The organism is Streptomyces sp. AC1-42W, from assembly GCF_003248355.1.
GTDB lineage: Bacteria > Actinomycetota > Actinomycetes > Streptomycetales > Streptomycetaceae > Streptomyces.
Genome location: NZ_QKWY01000001.1, coordinates 1191261 through 1217205 on the forward strand (window position 1 = coordinate 1191261; position 25945 = coordinate 1217205).

Annotated in this window: 16 protein-coding genes; 9 read left to right on the forward strand and 7 right to left on the reverse strand. The window is 71.2% G+C overall.

The genetic code is table 11. The annotated features are described in order from the left end of the window. Positions 1-28 precede the first annotated feature (28 nt). Positions 29-607 carry a GNAT family N-acetyltransferase gene (locus DNK56_RS05450; RefSeq protein ID WP_111330962.1) on the reverse strand — a complete coding sequence of 193 codons (579 nt, stop codon included), beginning with the start codon at positions 605-607 and terminating at the stop codon, positions 29-31. Positions 608-849: 242 nt separating this feature from the next. On the opposite strand from DNK56_RS05450, the gene secA reads away from it, so the two are divergent. Further along, positions 850-3672: a preprotein translocase subunit SecA gene (secA, locus tag DNK56_RS05455; protein WP_111330963.1), complete on the forward strand. Its 2823-nt coding sequence runs from the start codon at positions 850-852 to the stop codon at positions 3670-3672. 399 nt (positions 3673-4071) lie between these two features. On the opposite strand, the gene DNK56_RS05460 is transcribed toward secA, so the two are convergent. Then, positions 4072-4485, reverse strand: coding sequence for an Rv3235 family protein (locus DNK56_RS05460; RefSeq protein WP_111330964.1), 414 nt, complete (start codon positions 4483-4485; stop codon positions 4072-4074). A gap of 284 nt (positions 4486-4769) precedes the next feature. On the opposite strand from DNK56_RS05460, the gene DNK56_RS05465 reads away from it, so the two are divergent. The 3 genes from DNK56_RS05465 to DNK56_RS05475 all read left to right on the forward strand — a co-directional run bounded on the left by DNK56_RS05465 (position 4770) and on the right by DNK56_RS05475 (position 11427). Continuing rightward, positions 4770-5276 carry a DUF6912 family protein gene (locus DNK56_RS05465; protein WP_111330965.1) on the forward strand — a complete coding sequence of 169 codons (507 nt, stop codon included), beginning with the start codon at positions 4770-4772 and terminating at the stop codon, positions 5274-5276. Positions 5277-5315: 39 nt separating this feature from the next. Beyond that, on the forward strand, positions 5316-5990 hold the full coding sequence (locus tag DNK56_RS05470) for an HAD family hydrolase (protein WP_111330966.1): 675 nt from the start codon (positions 5316-5318) through the stop codon (positions 5988-5990). Positions 5991-6399: 409 nt separating this feature from the next. Continuing rightward, complete coding sequence (locus DNK56_RS05475) at positions 6400-11427, forward strand: NAD-glutamate dehydrogenase (RefSeq protein ID WP_111330967.1); 5028 nt, start codon at positions 6400-6402, stop codon at positions 11425-11427. Between the two features lie 78 nt (positions 11428-11505). On the opposite strand, the gene DNK56_RS05480 is transcribed toward DNK56_RS05475, so the two are convergent. Both DNK56_RS05480 and DNK56_RS05485 read right to left on the reverse strand, forming a co-directional pair. Beyond that, positions 11506-12273 (reverse strand): ABC transporter ATP-binding protein, encoded by a 768-nt coding sequence (locus DNK56_RS05480; RefSeq protein WP_111330968.1) that lies wholly within the window; start codon positions 12271-12273, stop codon positions 11506-11508. 4 nt (positions 12274-12277) lie between these two features. Then, positions 12278-13216, reverse strand: a complete 939-nt coding sequence (locus tag DNK56_RS05485; protein ID WP_111330969.1) for an ABC transporter permease — start codon at positions 13214-13216, stop codon at positions 12278-12280. A gap of 157 nt (positions 13217-13373) precedes the next feature. On the opposite strand from DNK56_RS05485, the gene DNK56_RS05490 reads away from it, so the two are divergent. The 5 genes from DNK56_RS05490 to DNK56_RS05510 all read left to right on the forward strand — a co-directional run bounded on the left by DNK56_RS05490 (position 13374) and on the right by DNK56_RS05510 (position 21062). Continuing rightward, on the forward strand, positions 13374-13997 hold the full coding sequence (locus DNK56_RS05490) for a TetR/AcrR family transcriptional regulator (RefSeq protein ID WP_111330970.1): 624 nt from the start codon (positions 13374-13376) through the stop codon (positions 13995-13997). Positions 13998-14202: 205 nt separating this feature from the next. Further along, positions 14203-17733 carry a bifunctional glycosyltransferase/CDP-glycerol:glycerophosphate glycerophosphotransferase gene (locus tag DNK56_RS05495; RefSeq protein WP_111330971.1) on the forward strand — a complete coding sequence of 1177 codons (3531 nt, stop codon included), beginning with the start codon at positions 14203-14205 and terminating at the stop codon, positions 17731-17733. A 167-nt stretch (positions 17734-17900) separates the two neighbouring features. Beyond that, a complete protein-coding gene (locus DNK56_RS05500; RefSeq protein ID WP_111330972.1) occupies positions 17901-19100 on the forward strand; it encodes a glycosyltransferase family 39 protein in 1200 nt (399 codons plus the stop codon). Beyond that, positions 19097-20614, forward strand: a complete 1518-nt coding sequence (locus DNK56_RS05505; RefSeq protein WP_111330973.1) for a bifunctional glycosyltransferase/class I SAM-dependent methyltransferase — start codon at positions 19097-19099, stop codon at positions 20612-20614. The genes DNK56_RS05500 and DNK56_RS05505 overlap by 4 nt, the downstream gene beginning before the upstream one ends. Positions 20615-20687: 73 nt before the next feature. Then, the gene (locus DNK56_RS05510; protein WP_199563871.1) at positions 20688-21062 is read left to right on the forward strand and encodes an EamA family transporter; all 375 of its coding nucleotides are present in this window, start codon (positions 20688-20690) and stop codon (positions 21060-21062) included. Between the two features lie 70 nt (positions 21063-21132). Here DNK56_RS05510 and DNK56_RS05515 read toward each other — a convergent pair whose 3' ends face one another. From DNK56_RS05515 to DNK56_RS05525, 3 genes are all read right to left on the reverse strand, one after another. Then, a complete protein-coding gene (locus DNK56_RS05515; protein ID WP_111330974.1) occupies positions 21133-23307 on the reverse strand; it encodes a bifunctional glycosyltransferase/CDP-glycerol:glycerophosphate glycerophosphotransferase in 2175 nt (724 codons plus the stop codon). Positions 23308-23617: 310 nt separating this feature from the next. Further along, positions 23618-24520, reverse strand: coding sequence for a carbohydrate ABC transporter permease (locus tag DNK56_RS05520; RefSeq protein WP_111330975.1), 903 nt, complete (start codon positions 24518-24520; stop codon positions 23618-23620). Then, a complete protein-coding gene (locus DNK56_RS05525; RefSeq protein WP_111330976.1) occupies positions 24517-25941 on the reverse strand; it encodes a carbohydrate ABC transporter permease in 1425 nt (474 codons plus the stop codon). Before DNK56_RS05525 ends, DNK56_RS05520 begins: the two co-directional genes overlap by 4 nt. Between the last annotated feature and the right edge of the window lie 4 nt (positions 25942-25945).

Here is a 25945-nt window from a genome sequence, read left to right on the forward strand (position 1 = left end):
CGAACCCGGCCGGGACCGCTCGGCGGCGTCACCGGGCGGCCCCCGCCGGCACGTACACCTCGGTGCCCGGCAGGCCCAGGTCGGAGGGGAGCAGCGCGCCCACCCATGTGTCGCGGCGCACGCCCTTGTTCAGCAGGCCGGAGCGCTGCTCGCCCTCCATATGGAAGCCCGCGCGCAGGGCGACGGCCCGCGACGGCACGTTGCCGACCTCGGCGCGCCATTCCAGCCGGTCGCAGCCGAGCGAGGTGAAGGCCCAGCGGGCGCCGCACAGGACGGCCTCGGTCATGTAGCCGCGGCCGCGCCGCTCCTTCACCGTCCAGTAGCCGATCTCGTAGGTGCCGGCGAGGGTGCGGCGGGTGATGCCGAGCGCGCCGGTGAGGGCGCCGTCCTCGCCGAGCACGGCGAAGTTGTACATGGAGCCGTCCCGCCAGCCCTCGGGGCACAGCCGCTCGGTGAAGAACTCCGCGTCGGAGCGCGTGTACGGCGAGGGGACGGTGACCCAGCGCAGGATGTCCGGGTCCTGGCACGCCTCGTACACGGCCTCGGTGTCCTCGGGGCCGAAGGGGCGCAGCCGCAGTCGGTCGGTGGTGAGAGTGGTCGCTTCCATGAAGGGATTCTGCTCAGGGGCGGGAAGCGGGGCGAGTACTTTTCGTGCCGCACCGGCACCTTCGGCGCCCTTCGTCCGTTGACTCGGACGGGTGCCGCGGGGACAACGCGGTGGCAGCCCTCCCGGCGCGGCGGGGTCCTCGCTTACGATGACCGTTGCGGTGGGGCCCACCTGCCGTGCCCGTGCCCGAGTCCATCACACGACCCAGTGCCCAGGCCCGACCGGCAAGGAGACCAGCCTCAGTGTCCGTCTTCAACAAGCTCATGCGTGCAGGCGAAGGCAAGATCCTGCGCAAACTGCACCGCATCGCGGACCAGGTCAGCTCCATCGAAGAGGACTTCGTCAACCTCTCCGACGCCGAGCTGCGGGCGCTCACCGACGAGTACAAGGAACGGTACGCGGACGGCGAGAGCCTGGACGACCTGCTCCCCGAGGCCTTCGCGACCGTCCGCGAGGCGGCCAAGCGCGTCCTCGGCCAGCGCCACTACGACGTCCAGATCATGGGTGGCGCCGCGCTGCACCTCGGCTACGTCGCGGAGATGAAGACCGGTGAGGGCAAGACCCTCGTCGGTACGCTGCCCGCGTATCTCAACGCCCTGTCCGGCGACGGTGTGCACCTGATCACGGTGAACGACTACCTCGCCTCGCGCGACTCCGAGCTGATGGGCCGGGTGCACAAGTTCCTCGGCCTGACCATCGGCTGCATCATCGCGAACATGACGCCCGCCGAGCGGCGCGAGCAGTACGCCTGCGACATCACCTACGGAACGAACAACGAGTTCGGCTTCGACTACCTCCGCGACAACATGGCGTGGTCGAAGGACGAGCTGGTCCAGCGCGGCCACAACTTCGCCATCGTGGACGAGGTCGACTCGATCCTCGTCGACGAGGCCCGTACGCCGCTGATCATCTCCGGTCCGGCCGACCAGGCCACCAAGTGGTACGGCGACTTCGCCAAGCTGGTCACGCGCCTCACCAAGGGCGAGGCGGGCAACCCGCTCAAGGGCATCGAGGAGACCGGCGACTACGAGGTCGACGAGAAGAAACGGACCGTCGGCATCCACGAGCCCGGTGTCGCCAAGGTCGAGGACTGGCTCGGCATCGACAACCTGTACGAGTCGGTGAACACCCCGCTCGTCGGTTACCTCAACAACGCCATCAAGGCGAAGGAACTCTTCAAGAAGGACAAGGACTACGTCGTCATCGACGGCGAAGTCATGATCGTCGACGAGCACACCGGCCGTATCCTCGCCGGCCGCCGCTACAACGAGGGCATGCACCAGGCGATCGAGGCGAAGGAAGGGGTGGACATCAAGGACGAGAACCAGACGCTCGCCACGATCACCCTGCAGAACTTCTTCCGCCTCTACAGCAAGCTCTCCGGCATGACCGGTACGGCGATGACCGAGGCCGCCGAGTTCCACCAGATCTACAAGCTGGGCGTCGTGCCGATCCCGACGAACCGGCCGATGCAGCGCGTGGACCAGTCGGACCTCATCTACCGTACCGAGGTCGCCAAGTTCGCCGCCGTCGTCGACGACATCGCCGAGAAGCACGAGAAGGGCCAGCCGATCCTGGTCGGTACGACCTCCGTCGAGAAGTCGGAGTACCTCTCGCAGCAGCTCTCCAAGCGCGGTGTGCAGCACGAGGTCCTCAACGCCAAGCAGCACGACCGGGAGGCGACGATCGTCGCCCAGGCCGGCCGCAAGGGCGCGGTGACCGTCGCGACGAACATGGCCGGACGAGGCACCGACATCAAGCTCGGCGGCAACCCGGACGACCTCGCCGAGGCGGAGCTGCGCCAGCGCGGTCTGGACCCCGTCGATCACGTCGAGGAGTGGGCGGCCGCCCTTCCCGCCGCGCTGGAGAAGGCCGAGGAGGTCGTGCGCGCGGAGTTCGAGGAGGTCAAGGAGCTCGGCGGGCTGTACGTGCTGGGCACCGAGCGGCACGAGTCGCGCCGCATCGACAACCAGCTGCGCGGTCGTTCCGGCCGTCAGGGCGACCCCGGCGAGTCCCGCTTCTACCTCTCCCTCGGCGACGACCTGATGCGGCTGTTCAAGGCGCAGATGGTCGAGCGCGTCATGTCGATGGCCAACGTGCCGGACGACGTGCCGATCGAGAACAAGATGGTCACGCGCGCGATCGCCTCGGCGCAGTCGCAGGTCGAGCAGCAGAACTTCGAGACGCGCAAGAACGTCCTGAAGTACGACGAGGTGCTCAGCCGGCAGCGTGAGGTCATCTACGGCGAGCGGCGCCGGGTCCTGGAGGGCGAGGACCTCCAGGAGCAGATCCGCCACTTCATGGACGACACCATCGACGACTACATCCGCCAGGAGACGGCGGAGGGCTTCGCCGAGGAGTGGGACCTCGACCGGCTGTGGAGCGCGTTCAAGCAGCTCTACCCGGTGAAGGTCACGGTCGCCGAGCTGGAGGAGGCTGCGGGGGACCTCGCCGGGGTCACCGCGGAGTTCATCGCCGAGTCCGTCAAGCAGGACATCCACGACCAGTACGACGAGCGCGAGAAGACGCTCGGCTCCGAGATCATGCGTGAGCTGGAGCGGCGCGTGGTGCTGTCCGTGCTGGACCGCAAGTGGCGCGAGCACCTCTACGAGATGGACTACCTCCAGGAGGGCATCGGCCTGCGGGCCATGGCCCAGAAGGACCCGCTGGTCGAGTACCAGCGCGAGGGCTTCGACATGTTCAACGCCATGATGGAGGGCATCAAGGAGGAGTCCGTCGGCTACCTGTTCAACCTGGAGGTCCAGGTGGAGCAGCAGGTCGAGGAGGTTCCGGTGCAGGATGCGGGCGCGGCGACGTCGCTGTCCAAGGAGGACGCGGTGCCGGCCGCGCGGCCGGAGATCCGGGCCAAGGGGCTGGACGCTCCGCAGCGGCCGGACCGGCTGCACTTCTCCGCTCCCACGGTCGACGGCGAGGGCGGGGTCGTCGAGGGCGACTTCGCGAACGGGGACGCCGGTGCCGGTGAGTCGTCCGGGTCGGACGGGCTCACTCGGGCGGAGCGGCGCAAGGCGCAGAAGTCCGGGGGTGGGCGGCGGCGCAAGAAGTAGCCGTTCGCGGGTTTGTCGGCCGGTCGGGCCGGGTGCCTTCGGGTGCCCGGGTCGGCCGGTCTTTTTTGCTCCCCGCCCCGCCCCTTCCCGAAACCGGGGCGCTGCCCCGGACCCCGCGCCTCAAACGCCGGCGGGGCTGAAGGGGGCCGGGGGAGGGCTGCCAGGGGCTGGGAGGAGGCCGGGGGAGCTGGAGGGGCGGGAGGGGGTCGGCGGGGCTGGAGGGGGCCTGGGGAGGCCGCGGGAGGCCGGGGGAGGTAGAAGGGGGCCCGGAGGGGCTGGGAGGCGGCTGTAAGCCCGCCCGAGGGTCCCCGGGCGGGCTTACAGCCGCCTGGGTGGGTTGCAGCCCTCCAGGGCCTCCCCGGCCGCCTGGTGGGGCTCGTGTGGGGTTCTCTTCCCGCCTCATCGTGTGGGCGTGTTGCCCAGTTCCACCGCTGCGCAGCGCCAGCGCAGGTCCGGGCCCTGTTCCAGGCGGAACGCCATTGCCCGGACCTGTTCGCCCGCCGCGATGCTCGCGCACGCCTCCACCACCCCCGGAGCCGGCTGGGCGCCCCGGCACATGCGGATGACCGGGCGGGTGCCCCGGGTGCGGAGCGGGGTGGTCGGGGCCAGCGCGGCCAGCTGGTCGTAGGCGTCGCCGATCGTGTGACCGAGCATCCAGTGCACCGGGCGCTGGCCGCTGAGGACCGCCAGGAGGCGTTCCGCGAACCAGTGGTGGGGCCGCATGCGCCGCGGGACCCGGCGGCGCTGCCCCGGTACGGTCTCGGGCCTGCGGGCGTCGTGCCGGCCGGCGGGCCTGGTCCTGTTCGTGTTCATCTGTCGCCCCCGTGCTCCAGAGGCCCGGCGTACCGGGCGGTAACTTCTGCTGGTGATCTTCTACGGGGGAGCCGGAATTGTCGCAAGTGTCGGAGGCCGTCCACCGGGAGATGCCGGATTCACCTGTCCGGGTGACCGGCCGCCGGGGGAGCGCGGCGGGGGCCGGGCGCGCAGGGTGACCGGGCGGCGCGCGGTGGACGGGGGCGGGGCCGTGCGCGTAACCCCAAAGGGGGACGCCGCACGTATCCTGAAGGGCGTTCCCGACTAGGAAAGCGGCGGAGCCCATGCGCGTGTACGTACCCCTGACCCTCACCGGTCTCGCCGCCGCGCACCGGGCCGGTGAACTGGGCCCCGGCCCGCTCACCGCCTACGCCGTCACCCCGGCGCTGCGCGAGTGGTACGTCTCGGACGACATCGAGGAGCTGGAGTACGCGGCGCTCAACCGGGCCGCCTCCGCCTCGCTGCGGCTGATCGCCGGGGACCCGGAGGCGGCCAGGCGCCGGGTCGTCGTCGCCGTGGACGTGCCGGACGGGGCCGCGGTCGCCGACCCGGACAGCATCCTGGACGCCTCCTCGCTCGGTGAGGTCACCATCGCCTCCGCCGTCCCGCTGGCCAAGGCCGCCGCGGTGCACGTCGACTCCGACGAGGCGGACGAGGACGTGACGGCCGCCGCGGCCGCGCTGGGCGCCGCCGACCTCGGGGACGACGACGCGCAGTTCACCGTGGACGGCGCCGAGGACCATGAGCTGCTGTGGTTCGGGGTGCAGGAGATCCCCGGCCTGATCGGGTAGGCGGGCGCGTTGTCAGTGGGGGCGAGTAGTTTTCTCCGCATGGGGATCGCACCGGGGGACCACCGCACACATCTGGTCTGGGACTGGAACGGCACGCTGCTCGACGACAACACCGCCGTCGTCGGCGCGACCAACGCCGCCTTCGGCGAGGTCGGCCTCGCCCCGATCACGGTGGAGCAGTACCGGGAGATGTACTGCATCCCGATACCCCGCTTCTACGAGCGCCTCATGGGCCGGCTCCCCACCGACGCCGAGTGGGAGCGGATGGACGGGGTCTTCCACCGCTCCTACACGCAGCAGCGCGGGGCCTGCGGGCTGACCGCCGGGGCCGCCGACCTGCTCGCCCAGTGGCAGCTCACCGGCCGCAGCCAGTCGATCATGAGCATGTACCGGCACGACGAGCTGCTCCCCGTCGTCCGCGGGTTCGGCATAGAGCGCCATTTCGTACGGGTGGACGGACGTACCGGCCCGTCCGGCGGCAGCAAGGCGCAGTACATGGCGCGGCATCTCGCGGCCCTGGAGGGAATATCCCCCCGGCACACGGTCGTCATAGGCGACGCGGTGGACGACGCCGTGGCCGCCGCCCACGTCGGTGCCCGGGCCGTGCTGTACACGGGCGGCTCGCACAGCCGGGCCAGCCTGGAGAAGGCCGGTGTGCCCGTCGTGGACACCCTGGTCGAGGCCACCGCGCTCGCCGAACAGCTGACCCGCTAGCCGCATCGGGACCGCTCGCCCCACCCCTGTCGGCCGGTCTGCCCCGCCCGTCGGCCGGTTCGTCGTGCCCGCGTGCCCGCCCTGTCCAGAGTGTCAAACTTCGCGTCGTTCTTTTGTACACATCCGGATCGTGACGGTCACGGGCGCGGGCGAGATAGCCTGGACCTCGTGATCAGCGCGATACGCCTCGGGGGCAGCGAAGCCCCCGGCCCGCGCCCGGAGCGCCACAGCGTCCGGGCTGCCTCGACTGATCCCTCCCACCCGGACCGACCGCTGAAAATGGGCGATCAGGTCACGGGGATCTCTCACCGCGGCATAGCGTCGACCCAGACCGGAAACCCCGCGTCGCGGCGTTACGCCGACCTTTTCACCTACGTCACGCAACGGCGCGCGACAGGAGCCAGAGGACATGCAGACCAAGCTGGACGAAGCCAAGGCCGAGCTGCTCGCACGGGCTGCCAAGGTAGCTGACAACAGTTCGGGCGGTGGTGTCGGCGGGCCGGGCGGGGCCCCCCGCGTCCACGTCGCCGAAGGCTCCGCGGGGGCCGGACAGGATCGCTCCCCCCAGGACGTCCTGCTCTCCTATCTCCAGCGCTACTACCTGCACACCGCCCCCGAGGACATCGTGGGCCGCGACCCGATCGACGTGTTCGGCGCCGCCTCCTCGCACTACCGGCTGGCCGAGGAGCGCCCGCAGGGCAAGGCGAACGTCCGGGTGCACACCCCGACCGTCGAGGAGAACGGCTGGACCTGCAGCCACTCCGTCGTCGAGGTCGTCACCGACGACATGCCCTTCCTGGTCGACTCCGTCACCAACGAGCTGTCCCGCCAGGGCCGCGGCATCCACGTCGTGATCCACCCGCAGGTCGTCGTCCGCCGCGACGTCACCGGCAAGCTGGTCGAGGTCCTCACCGAGGGCACCGGCCGCGACGGCGGCAAGGGCGCCAAGGACAAGACAGGACTGCCGCACGACGCCCTCGTGGAGTCCTGGATCCACGTCGAGATCGACCGCGAGACCGACCGCGCCGACCTCAAGCAGATCCAGAACGACCTGCTGCGCGTCCTGTCCGACGTACGGGAGACCGTCGAGGACTGGGAGAAGATGCGGGACGCGGCGCTGCGCATCGCCGACGACCTGCCCGGCGAACCGCTCGACGACCTGGCCGACGACGAGGTCAACGAGGCGCGGGAGCTGCTGCGCTGGCTCGCCGCCGACCACTTCACCTTCCTCGGCTACCGCGAGTACGAGCTGACGGACACCGACGCGCTGGCCGCCGTCCCCGGCACCGGCCTCGGCATCCTGCGCTCCGACCCGCACCACACCGAGGACGAGGCCCATCCGGTCAGCCCCTCCTTCGACCGGCTGCCCGCCGACGCCCGCGCCAAGGCCCGCGAGCACAAGCTCCTCGTCCTGACCAAGGCCAACAGCCGGGCCACCGTGCACCGCCCCAGCTACCTCGACTACGTCGGCGTGAAGAAGTTCGACGCCGAGGGCAACGTCGTCGGCGAGCGCCGCTTCCTCGGCCTCTTCTCGTCCGCCGCGTACACCGAGTCCGTGCGCCGGGTCCCCGTCATCCGCCGCAAGGTCGCCGAGGTCCTGGAGGGCGCCGGGTTCACCCCCAACAGCCACGACGGCCGCGACCTGCTCCAGATCCTGGAGACCTACCCGCGCGACGAGCTGTTCCAGACCCCCGTCGACCAGCTGCGTTCGGTCGTCACCTCGGTCCTCTACCTCCAGGAGCGCCGCCGGCTGCGGCTCTACCTGCGCCAGGACGAGTACGGCCGCTACTACTCCGCGATCGTCTACCTGCCGCGCGACCGCTACACCACCGGTGTCCGGCTGCGGCTGATCGACATCCTCAAGGAGGAACTGAACGGCACCAGCGTCGACTTCACCGCCTGGAACACCGAATCGATCCTCTCCCGGCTGCACTTCGTCGTCCGCGTCGCCCCCGGCAGCGAGCTGCTCGGCCTCACGGACGGCGAGGCCGAACGCATCGAGGCCCGGCTCGTCGAGGCCGCCCGCTCCTGGGCGGACGGCTTCCAGGAGGCGCTGACCGCCGAGTGCGGCGAGGAGCGCGCCGCCGAACTGCTCCGCCAGTACGGGCACTCCTTCCCCGAGGGCTACAAGGCCGACCACTCGGCGCGCGCCGCGGTGGCCGACATCATCCATCTCGAAGCGCTCAAGCAGCACAGCCGCGACTTCTCGCTCAGCCTCTACGAGCCGGTCGGCGCCGCCCCCGGCGAACGCCGCTTCAAGATCTACCGCACCGGTGAGCAGGTCTCCCTGTCCGCCGTGCTGCCCGCCCTCCAGCGGCTCGGCGTCGAGGTCGTCGACGAGCGCCCGTACGAGCTGCGCTGCGCCGACCGTACGCACGCCTGGATCTACGACTTCGGGCTGCGGATGCCGCAGGCCGCCTCCAACGACGGCTATCTGGCGGACGGCGCCCGCGAGCGCTTCCAGGACGCCTTCGCCGCCGTATGGACCGGCGAGGCGGAGAACGACGGCTTCAACGCGCTGGTGCTGAGCGCCGGGCTCGACTGGCGGCAGGCCGTGGTGCTGCGCGCCTACGCGAAGTACTTGCGCCAGGCCGGTTCCACGTTCAGCCAGGACTACATGGAGTCCACCCTCCAGAACAACGTCCACACCACCCGGCTGCTCGTCTCGCTCTTCGAGGCCCGCATGTCGCCCGGCCGCCAGGCCGCCGGCACCGAGCTGACCGACGGGCTCCTCGAAGAGCTCGACGGGGCGCTCGACCAGGTCGCCTCGCTTGACGAGGACCGCATCCTGCGCTCCTTCCTCACCGTCATCAAGGCGACCCTGCGCACCAACTTCTTCCAGAGCGCGAGCGAGGGAAGCGACAAACGGGGCCAGAGCGCCGACAGCGGCGAGCCGCACGCGTACGTGTCGATGAAGTTCGACCCGCAGTCCATCCCGGACCTGCCCGCGCCCCGCCCGGCGTTCGAGATCTGGGTCTACTCGCCGCGCGTGGAGGGCGTCCACCTCCGCTTCGGCAAGGTCGCCCGAGGCGGTCTGCGCTGGTCGGACCGGCGCGAGGACTTCCGTACCGAGATCCTCGGCCTGGTCAAGGCGCAGATGGTGAAGAACACCGTCATCGTGCCGGTCGGCGCCAAGGGCGGCTTCGTCGCCAAGCAGCTGCCCGACCCCTCGGTGGACCGGGACGCGTGGCTGGCCGAGGGCGTCGCCGCGTACCGCACCTTCATCTCGGCGCTGCTCGACATCACGGACAACATGGTGGCCGGCGAGGTCGTGCCGCCCAAGGACGTCGTCCGGCACGACGAGGACGACACCTACCTCGTCGTCGCGGCCGACAAGGGCACCGCGAAGTTCTCCGACATCGCCAACGAGGTCGCCGTCGCGTACGGCTTCTGGCTCGGGGACGCCTTCGCCTCCGGCGGCTCCGCCGGGTACGACCACAAGGGCATGGGCATCACCGCCCGCGGCGCCTGGGAGTCCGTCAAGCGGCACTTCCGCGAGCTGGGCCACGACACCCAGACCGAGGACTTCACCGTCGTCGGCGTCGGTGACATGTCCGGTGACGTCTTCGGCAACGGCATGCTGCTCTCCGAGCACATCCGGCTCGTCGCCGCCTTCGACCACCGGCACATCTTCATCGACCCCAACCCGGACGCCGCGACCTCCTACGCCGAGCGGCGCCGCCTCTTCGACCTGCCGCGCAGCTCCTGGGCCGACTACGACAAGGAGCTGATCTCCGCGGGCGGCGGCGTCCACCCGCGCAGCGCCAAGTCCATCCCGGTCAACGCCCATATGCGCGAGGCGCTCGGCATCGAGGCCGGCGTGAGCAAGCTGACCCCCGCCGAACTGATGCAGGCCGTCCTCAAGGCCCCCGTCGACCTCGTGTGGAACGGCGGCATCGGCACGTACATCAAGGCCGGCGCCGAGTCGAACGCGGACGTCGGCGACAAGGCCAACGACCCGATCCGCGTCAACGGCGCCGACCTGCGCGCCAAGGTCGTCGGCGAGGGCGGCAACCTGGGCTGCACCCAGCTCGGCCGCATCGAGTTCGCCCGCGACGGCGGCCGGATCAACACCGACGCGATCGACAACAGCGCCGGTGTGGACACCTCCGACCACGAGGTGAACATCAAGATCCTGCTCAACGGGCTCGTGCGGGACGGTGACATGACCGTCAAGCAGCGCAACGCGCTGCTCGCCGAGATGACCGACGAGATCGGCCGCCTGGTGCTGCGCAACAACTACGCGCAGAACACCGCCCTCGCCAACTCGATCTCCCAGGCGCCGTCCCTGCTCCACGCCCAGCAGCGCTTCATGCGCCGTCTCGGCCGGGACGGGCACCTCGACCGGGCGCTGGAGTTCCTGCCCAGCGACCGGCAGATCCGCGAGCTGCTGAGCGCCGGCAAGGGGCTCACCCAGCCGGAGCTGGCCGTGCTGCTCGCGTACACGAAGATCACCGCCGCGCAGGAGCTGATCGGGACCAGCCTGCCGGACGACCCGCACCTGCAGAAGCTGCTGCACGCCTACTTCCCGGAGCAGCTCACCGCCCGCTTCCCGGAGGCGGTCGACGGGCACGCCCTGCGGCGCGAGATCATCACCACGGTGCTGGTCAACGACACCGTCAACAGCGGCGGTTCGACGTTCCTGCACCGGCTGCGGGAGGAGACCGGCGCCTCCATCGAGGAGATCGTGCGGGCGCAGGTCGCGGCCCGCGAGATCTTCGGCCTCGGTGAGGTGTGGGACGCCGTCGAGGCCCTCGACAACGAGGTCGCCGCCGATGTGCAGACCCGTATCCGGCTGCACTCGCGGCGGCTCGTCGAGCGCGGTTCGCGCTGGCTGCTGGGCAACCGGCCGCAGCCGCTGGCCATCGCCGGGACGGTCGACTTCTTCCGCGACGGCGTCGAGCAGGTCTGGGCCGCGCTGCCCAAGATGCTCAGGGGCGCCGACCAGGAGTGGTACCAGGGCATCCTGGACGAGCTCACCGCCGCCGGGGTCCCGGACGAGCTGGCGCAGCGCGTCGCCGGGTTCTCCTCGGCCTTCCCCGCGCTCGACATCGTGGCGATCGCGGACCGCACCGGCAAGGAGCCGCTGGCCGTCGCCGAGGTGTACTACGACCTCGCGGACCGGCTGGGGATCACCCAGCTGATGGACCGGATCATCGAGCTGCCGCGCGCGGACCGGTGGCAGTCCATGGCCCGTGCGTCCATCCGCGAGGACCTGTACGCGGCGCACGCGGCGCTCACCGCCGACGTGTTGAGCGTGGGCAACGGGGCGTCCTCGCCGCAGGAGCGGTTCGACGCGTGGGAGGAGAAGAACGCGGCGATCCTGGCGCGGTCGCGGTCCACGCTGGAGGAGATCCAGGGGTCGGACGCGTTCGACCTCGCCAACCTGTCGGTGGCGATGCGGACGATGCGGACGCTGCTGCGTACGCACGTCTAGTCGGGAACGGCCGAAAGCCGAAAGGGGCGGTCGCGGGAACATTCCCGCGACCGCCCCCGGCGTTTACCGTGGTAGACCTCAGCGTTTGGCGGTGGCCTTCTCGTACTCCCGCATGACCTCCTTGGCCGGGCCGTCCATGCGCAGGACGCCGGCCTCCAGCCAGATCGCCCGGTCGCAGGTCTCGGTGATCGACTTGTTGTGGTGGCTCACCAGGAACACCGTGCCGGCCTGCTCGCGCAGTTCCCGGATGCGGTCCTTGCTGCGCTGCTGGAAGCGGGCGTCGCCGGTGGACAGGGCCTCGTCGATGAGCAGCACGTCGTGGTTCTTGGCGGCGGCGATGGAGAAGCGGAGGCGGGCCGCCATGCCGGAGGAGTACGTGCGCATGGGCAGCGTGATGAAGTCGCCCTTGTCGTTGATGCCGGAGAAGTCGACGATCCCGTCGTAGCGCTCGCGGATCTCCGCGCGGGTCATGCCCATCGCCAGGCCGCCGAGCACGACGTTGCGCTCGCCGGTCAGATCGCTCATCAGCGCCGCGTTGACGCCGAGCAGCGAGGGCTGGCCGTGGGTGTGGACGCGGCCCCTGGAGGCGGGCAGCAGCCCGGCGATGGCCTTGAGCAGGGTGGACTTGCCCGAGCCGTTGGAGCCGATCAGCCCGATCGCCTCCCCCTTGTACGCGGCGAAGCTGACGCCCTTGACGGCGTGCACCTCGCGCACGCCCGGAGCCTTCCGGCGCGAGGCGATCCGGCTCAGCGCGGAGGTGGCGCTGCCCCGGCCGGTGCGGGCGCCGTTGACCCGGTACGTGATGTGGACGTCGTCCACGACGACCGTCGGCACCGCGGAATCCATGCGCTCAGCCACGTCCGTAACTCTCCTCGGCCTTCCAGAAGTACAGGAACCCGCCCGCGCCGCACAGCAGCGCCCAGCCGGCCGCGACGGCCCAGACGTGCGGGGGCAGCTGGTTCCCGCCGAAGCTGTCGATCAGCGCGAAGCGCACCAGGTCGATGTAGACGGCCGCCGGATTGAGCTCCAGGGCGAGCTTCACCCAGTGCGGGACCCGGTCCCCGCTCAGCATCGTGTCCATGCTCCACATCACGCCCGAGGCGTACATCCAGGTGCGCAGGACGAACGGGGTGAGCTGGGCGATGTCCGGGGTGCGGGCGGCGAGCCGGGCCATGACCATCGAGACGCCGGTGTTGAAGACGGCCTGCAGGGCCAGCGCCGGCACCGCGAGCAGCCAGGCCGGCTGCGGGAACTGGCCGAACGCCAGCAGGATCAGGACCAGCGCGCCCAGCGAGAAGAGCAGTTGCTGCAGCTGTTGCAGGGCGAGCGCGATGGGCAGCGAGGCGCGCGGGAAGTGGAGCGCCCGGACGAGCCCGATGTTGCCGCTGACGGCGCGGGTGCCGGCGGTGATCGAGGAGCTGGTGAACGTCCAGATGAACACGCCGGTGACCAGGAAGGGCACGAAGTCCGGTACGCCGTGCTTCGTCTTCATCAGGATGCCGAAGATGAAGTAGTAGACCGTCGCGTTGAGCAGCGGGGTCATGATCTGCCAGATCTGGCCGAGCTTCGCCTGGCTGTACTGGGCGGTGAGCTTGGCCGTGGCGAACGCCGTGATGAAGTGCCGGCGCCCCCACAGCTGTCGTACGTACGCCGGCAGGGAGGGGCGCGCACCGCTCACGGTCAGGCCGTGGCGCGCGGCGAGTTCGGCCAGCTCGCCGGGGCCGTACACGGGCGGGGCGGTCGGCGGCGGGGTGTCCACCGGGGCCGGGGCTGTTGTCTGGCTCACCACGATCGCTTTCGACGGGAGGCGGGCAGGCGGGGGCGCGGCGTATAGGCGGGGGAGTGCCGCCCAGCGACGGGACGGGACCGTTTCGTCGCAACGCAGAGGTTAGGACGTCACGACGTCGGAACGCAACCGTTTCGTCGTCGCGGACTATGATTCGGCCATGACCACCGACCCCGGAAGCCGCCGCCGAGCCCCGGCGGGAGCCGCCGTCCTGCGCGAGGACGTGACCGACGCCATCCGCAGCGCGGTGTTCGCGGAGCTGGCGGCGGTCGGCTTCGCGCGGATGTCCATCGAGGGCATCGCGCGCCGGGCCGGCGTCGGCAAGACGGCCGTCTACCGGCGCTGGAAGTCCAAGCTGCACCTGGTGCTGGACCTGGTCTCGGCCGTCGCCGCGCAGGGTCTGCCCGCCCCCGCGACCGGCTCGCTGCACGGGGACGTGCGCGCCGTGCTCGAACTGGCCGCGTACGCCCTGCGCCACCCGCTCGCCTCCCAGGTCATCCCGGACCTGCTGGTCGAGGCGGCCCGCAACCCGGAGATCTCCGACGCCATCAAGGCGGCCCTGCTCGACCCGCGGGAGGGCATCGCCGCCGTGGTCGTCCGGGACGCCGTCGACCGGGGCGAGCTGCCGCCCGGCAGCGACCCCGACCGGGCCCTGGACCTGATCGTCGGGCCGCTCTACTGGCGGCTCGCGGTGGTCCGCGGCGAGCTGCCGCCGGGGTACCTGGACGACCTCGCCGCCTCCGCCGTGACGGCGCTCACCCATGGCCCGACCCCCGGCGAGTGAAGGCCCGAACGGGTGTGCAAGCGTGTTTTAGGGGGCACCCGTCGATCGGTTAATCTGGTGGGCGGGCCGCCCACCGGGCCTTCCGGGGTGTGGGCGCGGGGCGAGCACGGTGCAGGCGTAGTCACTCGTTCGGGACCGTAACCGGTGACCCGCGACCGCCTTCGCGGTTGAGCCCCATGGATAGCCAGGCCCTTGATGAACGGACGTGCTCAACATGCCGCCACGGCTCAGTGTCGTTGTCCCCGTCTACAACGTGGAACTCTTCCTGACGGACTGCCTGAAGTCCCTCGCGGAGCAGACCATGACCGACCTTGAGGTGGTGATGGTCGACGACGGGTCCACCGACGGCAGCGCCGCGCTGGCCGAGGAGTTCGCCGCGGGCGACGACCGCTTCAAGCTGGTCCGGCAGAAGAACGGCGGGCTGGGGCACGCCCGTAACACCGGTTTCCGCAACTCCCACCCCGAGAGCCGCTACCTGGCCTTCTGCGACAGCGACGACATCATCCCGCCGAACGCCTACGAGCTGCTCGTCGAGTCGCTGGAGGAGACCGGCTCGGACCTGGCCTCCGGCAACGTGCTGCGGCTGCGGGCCGGCGGAAAGCTCGTGCAGTCGCCGATGTTCCGCAAGCCCATGGCCACCACCCGCAAGCGCACCCACGTCTCGCGCGACCTGGACCTCCTCGGCGACCGCATCGCCTGCAACAAGGTCTTCCGCCGCTCCTTCTGGGACAGGAACGAGTTCGCCTTCCCGGTCGGCGCGCTGTACGAGGACATCCCCGTCGTGCTGCCCGCCCACTTCCTGGCCGACGCCGTCGACATCGTCAAGGACCCCGTCTACTACTGGCGCGACCGCCCCGGCTCCATCACCACCAGCCGGGCCGTCGTCCGCGGCATCCACGACCGCGTCGCCCACGTCCAGGGCGTCTCCGAGTTCCTGGCCGCGAAGCGCACCGCCGCCGACAAGAACCACTACGAGGCCCACGCGCTGGCCAACGACCTCTGGTACTTCATGGAGGTCCTGCCGGACGGCGACCAGGAGTACCGGGACGCCTTCCTCACGTACACCAACAAGTTCATCGACCAGGTCGACCCCGCGGTCCTCGACGGGCTGCCGCTGCGCCTGCGCGTGATGTGGTACCTGGTCCGCGAGCACCGCATGGACGAGCTGCTGGCGCTGCTGCTCAGGGAGAAGAGCGAGCCCGGCGCCTTCGAGGTCAGCGGCGTGCGCCGACGCCAGGCCCACTACCCGGTGCTCACCCGGCCCGTGCCCGCCCCGGTGCTGCGCGTCGCCGACCGCGACCTGCCGCTCGCCGCCCGGCTGCGCGACGCCCAGTGGCGCGACGGCAAGCTGTTCCTCAAGGGCTACGCGTACGTGCGCAACCTCCCGGTCACCTCCGGGCCCAGCGAGTTCCGCCTGGGCTGGCTCCGGGCCGGCCGGCGCAACGTCGTCCCGCTCCGGCTGCGCCGCGTCGACGAGCCCGAGGCCACCGCCCGCTCCCGCCAGAGCCTGCACGACTACCACCGCTCCGGCTTCGAGACCTCCGTGGACGCCGCCAAGCTCCGCATCCAGGCCGACAGCGGACCCAAGCAGCTCACCTGGCAGTTCGAGGTCGGCATCGCCCGCAACGGCCTGCTGCGCCGTGCCTTCCCCTCGGTCCGCGAAGCCTCCGTCGCCCCGCCCGTCCACCGCCCCGACGGCGACCACCGCATCGTCCCCGCCTTCGACGGCGACAAGCTGGTGCTGCACGCCGAGCGCGTGGACGCCCGGTTCGAGACGCACGCGGGCGACAAGCCCGGCACCGTCACCGTCTCCGGCGTCGTCCGCACCCGCCTGGTCAAGGGCGAACTGACGCTGCGTCTGACGCACGGCGGCACCAAGACCACCTTCGAGGTGCCCGCCACCGTGGGCTCCGGCGCCGGAGCCGGCTGGAGCCGCTTCACCGCCGAACTGCCGCTCGCCGCCGTCGAGGAGAACCGCCCCGCCGGCGAGGACGCCCCCAAGAGCGTCTCGTACAGCATCCACCTCGTCGGCAAGGGCCTCAAGGCCCCGCTCGACGTGCCCGGTTCGGTGCACCCCGGCCGCTACCCGCTCGCCGACGGACCGGACGGCGCCCGCCGCGAACTGGCCCTCGTCACCAGCTCGCGCGGCAACCTGGTGATCGGCGACCGGCCCGTGCAGCCCGCCGTCGAGCTGGCCAGCTGGACCGAGGACGGCCGGCTGTTCCTGGAGGGCAACTACCCCGAGGACCCGGAGCACCCGGTCGAGCTGGTCGCGCAGAACAGCGGACACCGCGAGGAGCAGGTCTTCCCGGTCGAGTTCACCGGCCCCGAGGGCGCCCGCCGCTTCCGCGCCGAGCTGCGGCCCGACGCCGTCGAGGGCCCGGGCGGCGCGCTGCCGCTCGGCGAGGGCAACTGGTACTTCTTCTTCCGGGACAAGGGCGCCGCCGACGAGAGCGGCGACCGCGCGCTGCGCATCCCCGCCTCCGCCTTCCACACCCTGCCCGCCACCCGCCGGCTGCGCGACCGCGACTACACCCTGGAGCGCCGCTTCGGCGACCAGCTCCTCGTCGTCTCCGGCTCCGTGCTCACCGCCGCCGAGCGCGGCCCGCGCGCCAAGCGCCTGCTGAGCGAGGCGTACGCCGCCCAGCGCTCCGAGCCGCTGCGCGCCGCCGCGCTGTACAGCACCTTCGACGGCCGCCAGTACTCCGACTCGCCGCGCGCGGTCTACGAGGAGCTGGTGCGCCGGGGCACCGAGGTGGAGCACATCTGGGTCGTCCGCGACCAGCAGGCGATCATCCCCGAGGGCGCGACCGTCGTCGAGCACGGCTCGGTCGCCTGGCACGAGGCGCTGGCCCGCAGCCGCTACATCGTCACCAACACCCAGCTGCCCGAGTGGTTCGCGCGCCGCGAGGACCAGACGGTCGTCCAGACCTGGCACGGCACCCCGCTCAAGCGCATCGGCCTGGAACTCGCGGGCACCGCCCAGGCGAACGCCGCGTACATCGCGACCCTCGCCGACCGGGCCAAGCAGTGGAACTTCCTGGTCTCGCCGAACACGTACTCCACGCCCGTCCTGCGCCGCTCCTTCGGCTTCGAGGGCGAGGTGCTGGAGTGCGGCTACCCGCGCAACGACATCTTCCACGCCCCGGACCGGGCCAAGGTGGCCGCCGCCGTACGCGAGAAGCTGGGCATCCCGGCCGGCAAGCGCGTCGTCCTGTACGCGCCGACCTGGCGCGAGGACCAGCGCCTGGGCGGCGGGCGCTACTCGCTGGGCCTCCAGCTCGACCTGGCCGCCGCCGAGCGCGAACTCGGCGAGGACACCGTGCTCCTGGTACGCCGTCACTACATGGTCACCGACCGGCTGCCGGACAGCGGCACCGGCTTCGTCAGGGACGTCTCGCGCTACCCGGACGTCGGCGAACTCATGCTCATCAGCGACGCCCTGGTCACCGACTACTCCTCGCTGATGTTCGACTTCGCCCAGACCGGGCGGCCGATGCTCTTCCACACCTACGACCTGGAGCACTACCGCGACACCCTGCGCGGCTTCAGCTTCGACTTCGAGTCGCGGGCCCCCGGGCCGCTGATCCCGGCATCGGACGACCTGATCGCCGCGCTGCGCGACCCGGAGAAGGCCATCGCCGGACACGCCAAGGCGTACGAGCAGTTCCGGCACGACTTCTGCGACCTCGACGACGGCCGGGCCACCGCCCGCGTGGTCGACCGCATGCTGTAGCCGACACCCCCGCCCACGCGGGAGCCCCCCTGCCCGGCCGGTGCCCGCACCGGCCGGGCATCGGCGTTTCCGGGGCCCGACCCGGTCCAGGGTTTACGCCACGGTGACGATTCGGTACGTCGCATAGCGTCGTCAAGTTGCTACGTTCTGGATTCATGGGTATCCGAATGTGGGGCGAACCGGACGTACGGCGGGCCAGGGTGGCCGTGCTCGGCGCGGCGATCGCGGGCCTCCTCACCCGTATGATCATCGCGGCCAACTCACCCGGCCCCGCCGACGTACGGATCTTCGAGGGATTCGCCAAGGCCATCACCGGGTACGGCCCCGTCCACATCTACGCCCAGCCGCTGCCCGGCCTGCCCGTCTACAACCACCCGCCGCTGGCCGGCTGGATGCTGCTGGGCCTGGACCACCTCACCGGACTCGGGTTCTCCTTCGCCACCCTGATCCGCTTCCCCGCGTCGGCCGCCGACTTCGCCTGCGCGCTCCTGGTGTTCGAGATCGTCCGCCGCCGCGCCACCCCGCGCACCGCGATGCTGTGCGGCATCGGCGTCGCCGTCAGCCCGGTCCTCATCGCGACCTCCGGCTACCACGGCAACACCGACGCCGTCGCCGTCGCGTTCGCCCTGGCCGCCGCCCACCTGCTGGCCGACCGCAGGGCGCCGCTCGCGGCGGGCACGGCCGCGGCGCTCTCCATCAGCGTCAAGTTCATCCCGGTCGTGGTCGTCCCGGCCCTGTTCGTCGCCGCGTTCCGCGGCGGCCGGCCGGTCCTCGTCCGCTTCGCCGCCGGCTTCACCGGCCTCACCGCCCTCATCTGGGGGCCCGCCCTGCTCACCGTGCCCCTGGACCTGGAGCGCAACGTCCTGGAGTACGCGGGCGGCGGCTACCGGCTGTGGGGCCTGGTCCGGTTCGCGGACGTCCTGGGCCTGCCCGAACCCGCCATCGCCTTCATGCAGGGCGGCGGCCACTTCCTGTTCGTGCTGGCCTGCGTGGCCGCCGGAACGTGGCTCGCGTGGCTGCGGCCCGACCGGGTCCCCGGCGTCGTCGCCCTCACCCTGGGGCTGCTGCTCCTGCTGTCCACCGCCTCCGGCCTCCAGTACCTGACCTGGGCGGCCGCCGGCATGTTCGTCCTCGGCCCGGTCGAGGGATGCGCGTACAGCGCGGTCGCCGGACTCGTCGCCGTACTCGGCTACAGCGGGCGCTCCGCCGTCCGCTGGAACGAGTTCGTGCTGTACCTGGGCGCCGCCGCCTGGTTCGTCCTCGCGGCCGGCCTCGCCACCGGACTGCGCCGCCTCCTCGCCACGTCCCCGCCCCCCGTCCCCCACCCCGGCACCGCACCCCGAGCGCAACTGGAGAACGCCCCGTGAAGGAAAGCCCGAGCCCCAGGATCGGCATCCTGGTGGTCGCGTACAACGCGGAGACAACGCTGGAGAAGACCCTCGACCGGATTCCGGAGGACTTCCGGGCCCGGATCGACGAGATCCTGATCCTCGACGACGCGAGCCACGACGCCACCTTCACGGCGGGCTGCCGCTGGTCGCAGGCCGAGGGCATGCCGCGCACCGTGGTCATGCGGCACACCAAGAACCTCGGCTACGGCGGCAACCAGAAGGCCGGCTACGCGCTCGCCGCCGAACACGGCCTCGACATTATCGTGCTGCTGCACGGCGACGGGCAGTACGCCCCCGAACTGCTCCCCGAGATGGTCGCGCCCATCGAACGCGGCGAGTGCGAAGCCGTGTTCGGGTCACGGATGATGACGTCCGGCAGCGCCCTCAAGGGCGGCATGCCCGTCTACAAGTGGCTCGGCAACCGCATCCTGACCCGGCTGGAGAACGGGCTCCTCGGCTCGGACCTCACCGAATTCCACTCCGGCTACCGCGCCTACAGCGTCGCCGCCCTGAAGCGGCTGCCGATCGACCGGAACACCGACGCCTTCGACTTCGACACCCAGATCATCGTCCAGCTGCTGAACGCGGGCATGCGGATCAAGGAGATCCCCGTCCCCACCTACTACGGCGACGAGATCTGCTACGTCAACGGCATGAAGTACGCCAAGGACGTCGTCAAGGACGTCCTCGAATACCGGCTGGCCGTCAAGGGGTTCGGCACCTGCCCGTGGATTCCCAAGCCCGTCGAGTACGCCTTCAAGGAGGGCGACGGCTCCTCGCACGCGGTCATCCTGGAGAAGATGCGCGCCCTGCCCCCCGGCCGGGTCCTCGACCTCGGCTGCTCCGGCGGCCTGTTCGCCGAACGCCTTGAGGACCTGGGCCACGAGGTGACCGGCGTGGACTACGTCGAGGTGCCCGGCGTCCGCGAGCGGTGCAGCCACTTCCACCTCGCCGACCTGGAGGAAGGGCTGCCTCCCGAGGCCGGGACCGGCTTCGACTACGTGGTGGCCGGAGACGTCATCGAACACCTCTCCCGCCCCGGACACATCCTCGCCGCCGCGGCCGGGGTGCTCAGGCCCGGCGGCCGGATGCTGCTCTCGGTGCCCAACTTCAGCCACTGGTACTCCCGGCTGCGGGTCGCCGCGGGCGCCTTCGACTACGACCGCCGGGGCATCCTCGACGAGACGCATCTGCGCTTCTTCACCCGCGCCAGCCTGCGCCGCACCGTGCGCGCCGCCGGCTACGACGTCCTGGAACTCTCCTCCACCGGAGCGCCGTTCTGGTCGCTGCTCGGCCGGGGACCGCTCGCCGCCGCACTCGGCGGGGCGTCGAAACTGCTGACCCGCGTGCGGCCGACGCTGTTCGGCTATCAGCACGTCGCGCTGCTCACCCCGCACGCGGCCGAGACGATCATCGCTGGAGAGCACGTCGATGTACAGGACATCCTCGACCGACAGTACGTCCCCACCGACCACCGGGTCGGTGTCTGAGGCGCCCCGCCCCGGACCCCCGCCCGCCCCCGGACCAGCCGCCCCCGAGCCCCCCGCAGTCAGGAACAAGGCCATGACCCTGCCCAGCGTGCTGCTGCTCCTGTTCGCCGTGTTCTCGTCGGCGGGCGGCCAGATCATGCTCAAGCACGGGATGAAGGGCGCGGCGGCCGCCGCCGGGCGGGACGGCGGCTCCGTCGTCATGCGCGCCGCCGGCAGCCCCTGGGTCGTGCTCGGGCTGCTGGTCTTCGCGGTGTCCGCGCTCGCCTGGATGACGACGCTGGCCAAGGTCCCGCTCTCCGTCGCCTACCCCTTCAACGCGCTCGGCTATCTGCTGATCGTGCTCGCCGGGGCGACCGTGCTGCACGAACGGACCTCGCTGTGGACCTGGGGCGGCTCGCTGCTCGTGGTGGTCGGCCTGGTCACGGTGATGGCCGGCCAGCAGCGCTGAGCCGGGAAACGCCCGAAGGGCCCGCCGCCGGAACGTTCCGGTGCCGGGCCCTTCGGGCGCGCGAGGCGGGTCAGACGGTGCCGGGGGCCGGCGGCTCCTCGCCCAGGAAGACCCGGCGCACCACGCGCTCGGCGGCGTGGCCGTCGTCGTACGGGCAGAACCGCTCCTTGAACGCCTTCAGCAGCGCCGTGTTCTCCGGGCTGTTCCAGGTGCCGTCCGTGAAGACGGCCGCCAGCTCGTCCGTGGTCGTGGTGACCGCGCCCGGCGTCTCACCGGGCTTGCCGGACAGCAGGTCGAAGACGACCCCGCGGACCGTGCGGTACGTCTCCCAGTCCGGGGCGTGGACGACGATCGGGCGGCCGAGGTTGGCGTAGTCGAACATCACCGAGGAGTAGTCGGTGATCAGCGCGTCGGCCGCCAGGCACAGGTCCTCGACGCGCGGGTGCGTGGAGACGTCGATGACCGACGCGTTGTCCGGCAGCCCGGAACCGCCGTAGAAGTAGTGCGCGCGCATCAGGAGCACGGTGTCCGGGCCCGCGGCCGCGCAGAACTTGTCCACGTCCAGCCGGCTGGTGAAGCCGGCCTCGTAGTCGCGGTGCGTCGGCGCGTACAGCAGGGCGCGCTGACCGGGGCGGATGCCGAGGTCCTCGCGGATCTTGGCGATCTGCTCCTCGGTGGTCGTCGCGAAGACGTCGTTGCGCGGGTAGCCGGTCTCCAGCGGGCGCGCGGCGCTGGGGTAGGCGCGGGACCACACCTCGGTGGAGTGCGGGTTGGCGGAGACGCTCCAGTCCCAGCGGTCCACACGCTTGAGCAGCCGGTCGAAGTTGAGCCCCTGGGCGGCCGCCGGGTAGTTCTGCTGGTCCATGCCCATGATCTTCACGGGGGTGCCGTGGTGGGTCATGACGTGGATCTGGCCGGGGCGCTTGACCAGGTGGTCCGGGAAGTTGACGTTGTTGACGAAGTACGTGGCCCGGGCCAGCACCGACCAGTAGCGGCGGGTGCCGGGCACCACGTAGTCGATGCCCTTGGGCACCGAGTCCACGTTCTTCTTCGAGACCACCCACACGCCGTGGATGTCGGGCGCCAGCTCCTTGGCCTTGCGGTAGATCGCCTCCGGGTTGCAGCTCACGCCGCGGTTCCAGTAGGCGGCGTACACGGCCAGCTTCGGGTCGAGCGGGAGCTTGCGCTGCGCCTTGTAGTAGCGCTTGGTGAACTGCTTCTTCGCCTTCGCGCGGGCCGTGGAGGGCGCGGCGCGCAGGCTGCGGCGGGTCGCCAGAGCGGTGTCCAGGGCGCCGAGCACCGTGTACTTGCCGTCGCCCATGAGCTGCGGGCGCAGGCCCTTGGCGCCGCCGGGGAACTTGAAGCCCTCGGGGCGGTGCGCGCGGTGGAAGGAGGCGACGGCGGACACGTACTGGCGGCGGCGCCTGGTCACCGTCGGGTACGCGGAGAGCAGCTCCTGGAAGGCGCGCTCGAACAGGAGGCCGCGCACCTCCTTCAGGGCCGGGCGGGCCTCGACGAAGGTCATCAGCGCGCCGTACGCCTCGACCAGCTCCAGCGGCGTCGAGCCGGCCGTCGGCTCCACGTCGTCCACCAGGCCGGGCAGGTAGCGCTGCTGGCGGTGCTCGACGCAGGCGGTGTCCAGCGTGGCCACGGAGGCCGCGGCGGCGAGGGTCGCCAGCGCGTACATCCGCTCGCCGTGCGGGCCCGGACCGAAGGTCACGCTCTCCCGCTCCAGGAGTCCCCGGCGCACCGCGCGGTTCCAGGAGACCGTGGCGATGTCCAGGAGGTCGGGGCGGCCCACGAGGGTGAGCGGGCCGGCGGGCATGGAGCCCAGCTTCTCCAGCGAGCGGGTGGAGCGGGTCTTGCCGCGGAAGGGGCGCTTGCGGTGGCCGAAGACCAGCACGTCCGGGTCGCCGGTGGACTCCAGCCGGTCCACGACGGCCTGGAGCGAGCCGGGCAGGTGGATGTAGTAGCCCTCCAGGAACAGGACATACTCCCCGGCGGCCTCCTCGATCCCGGCGTTGCGCCGGCCGTGCGCTCCGGCGCCCGGCTCCAGGTGCACGGCCCGTACGCGGCTGTCGCGCGCGGCGAACTCGTCGAGCACCAGGCCCGAGCCGTCCGGCGCGCCGTCGTCCACCCCGATGACCTCGATGTCCGTGAACGACTGGGAGAGCACCGACTCCAGGCACTCGCGCAGACTGCCTCGGGCGCGACGGACGGGGATGATGACACTCAGCCGGGGCATACGGACTCTTTCTCGGACTGTGCGTACTGGGAGACCACACAGCGTACTGGGGTGGGCTCCGCAGGACGGTCAGGGGGCGGACGGGCGTACGACGTTCGAGGTCAGGGGCGCGTCGGGCCCGTGAGCGGTCGACCGCGCGGCTGATGAAGGCCCCACTTATCATACTACCCGGGACAGTAAGTGAACCTTGGGTGATTCGGGGCGTGCCGGTCCATGACGGGCGCCCCGCGGGCCCGTGATTCCGGGCCCGCACAGGGGTGCGGGGCGCCCCCGCCGGCCGGCCGGAGCACCCCGCACTGTTACGTACCTGCTACTTGACCGCCCCCGCCATCACCCCGGAGACGAACTGGCGCTGGAAGGCGAAGAACACCGCCAGCGGGATCACCATCGAGACGAAGGCGCCGGGCGCCAGCACGTCGATGTTGTTGCCGAACTGGCGGACCTGCTGCTGGAGGGCCACCGTGATCGGCGGCGATCCGGAGTCCGCGAAGATCAGCGCGACCAGCATGTCGTTCCACACCCAGAGGAACTGGAAGATCCCGAGGGAGGCGATCGCGGGCCCGCCCAGCGGCATCACCACCCGGGTGAACAGCCGGATCTCGCCCGCCCCGTCCAGCCGCGCCGCCTCCAGCAGCTCCCGGGGGATCTCCGCGAAGAAGTTGCGCAGCAGGAAGATCGCGAAGGGCAGCCCGAACGCGGTGTGGAAGAGGACCACCCCGAGCGTCGTCTCGAAGATGCCGATCTCGCCGAACAGCTTCGACACCGGGATGAGCGCGACCTGCACCGGGACCACCAGCAGCCCCACGACCAGCAGGAACCACCAGTCGCGGCCGGGGAAGTCCATCCAGGCGAAGGCGTATCCCGCGAGCGAGCCGATCACCACGACCAGGACCGTCGAGGGCACGGTGATCATCACGGTGCTCAGCAGCGAGTCGGTGATCGCCGAGTTGTCCAGCAGCTTGGAGTAGTTGTCGAGGGTCAGCTCGGAGGGGGCGGTGAAGACCTTCCACCAGCCGGTGGCGGCGATCCGGTCCGGGCCGCGCAGCGAGGACAGCAGCAGACCCACGGTCGGCATCAGCCAGAACAGGGCCACCAGGACCAGGAAGACCCGCATCGCCCCGCCCGCGGCGCCCGCCGCGAGCCGGGTGCCCAGGGACCGCCGTGCCTTCACCGTGCCGGTGCCCCCCGCGGTGGTGGCCGGGGACGTGGTCATCGGCGCCCCTCCTTCCGTATCCGCCTGATGTTGAAGAGCATCACCGGGATCACCAGCAGCAGCAGGAGCACGGCGATGGCGCTGCCGACCCCGAGGTCCGCGTCCGTGCCGAACGAGGACCGGTACAGCTGGAACGCCAGCACGTTGGCGTCGTCCTGCGAGGAGCCCGGCGCGATGATGAACACCAGGTCGAAGATCTTGAGCACGTTGATCATCAGCGTGACCAGCACCACCGCGAGGACCGGGGCGAGCATCGGCACGGTGATGCGGCGGAACACCTGCCACTCGTTGGCGCCGTCCACCCGTGCCGCTTCCAGGAGTTCACGCGGCAGTCCGGCCAGTCCGGCCGCGATCAGCACCATGGCGAACCCGGCCCACATCCACACGTAGCTGCCGATGATGCCGGGCGTCACGAGCGTGGGCCCGAGCCAGTTCACGCCGTTGTACGGCTCCCTGAAGTTGTCGGCCGGCAGCCGGAGTTCCGCGCCGTCCGCCGCGGCGGGCAGCGTGAACGTGCCGTCCGCGCCGGCCCGGGCGGTCGCGACGACCTCGCCGTTTCTGACGGCCTCCACCTTCAGGCCCTTGAGCCCCAGTTCCTTTGCGTCGATGACGTTGGGCCTGCCGCCGCCGCCCTTGGTGAAGTCCAGCCACGCGGTGCCGGTGATCGCGCCGTCCCCGGTCGCCGCCGGGGCCTGCGCGGGCTTCGCGTCGCCCGGCATCCTCGCCGGAAGCACGCCGACGAGGGGGAGCTCGACCGGCTGGCCGGCGTGGACCGTCGTCTTCGTCACGAACGCGCCGCCACCGGCCGCCTTCAGCGGGTGCACGGGCAGCGGATGGGCCTTCGGGAAGCCCGAGGACTCGGCGAACGTGTCGTGCACGCCCACCCACACCGCGTTGGCGACCCCGCGCTCCGGCGCCGCGTCGTACACCAGCCGGAAGATGATGCCCGCCGCCAGCATGGAGATCGCCATCGGCATGAAGACGACCAGCTTGAACGCGGTGCCCCAGCGGATGCGTTCGGTCAGCACCGCGAAGATCAGCCCGAGCGCGGTGGAGATCGTCGGCGCGAACACCACCCAGATCGCGTTGTTTTTGACCGCCGTACGGATGGTGTCGTCCGTGAACAGGGTCCGGTAGTTGTCGAGGCCGGCGAAGCCCGTGCCCGCCTGGTCGAAGAACGACCGGTAGACGGAGTACACGATCGGGTACACCACGAGCGCCCCGAGCAGCACCAGCGCGGGCAGCAGGAAGAGCGACGCGATCACCCTGCGGGTGCCGGTCACGCTCCGGCCGGGGCGGCCCGGCGTACCGGGGGAGCCGGCCGGGGCGGTCTTCCGGGGGGCGGGCACCCGGTGCCCGCCGGACCGTTGACTGTCGGCGGGGAGCGCCTCGTCGGCGCCCCCCGCTGCCGCTGTCGTCATGCCG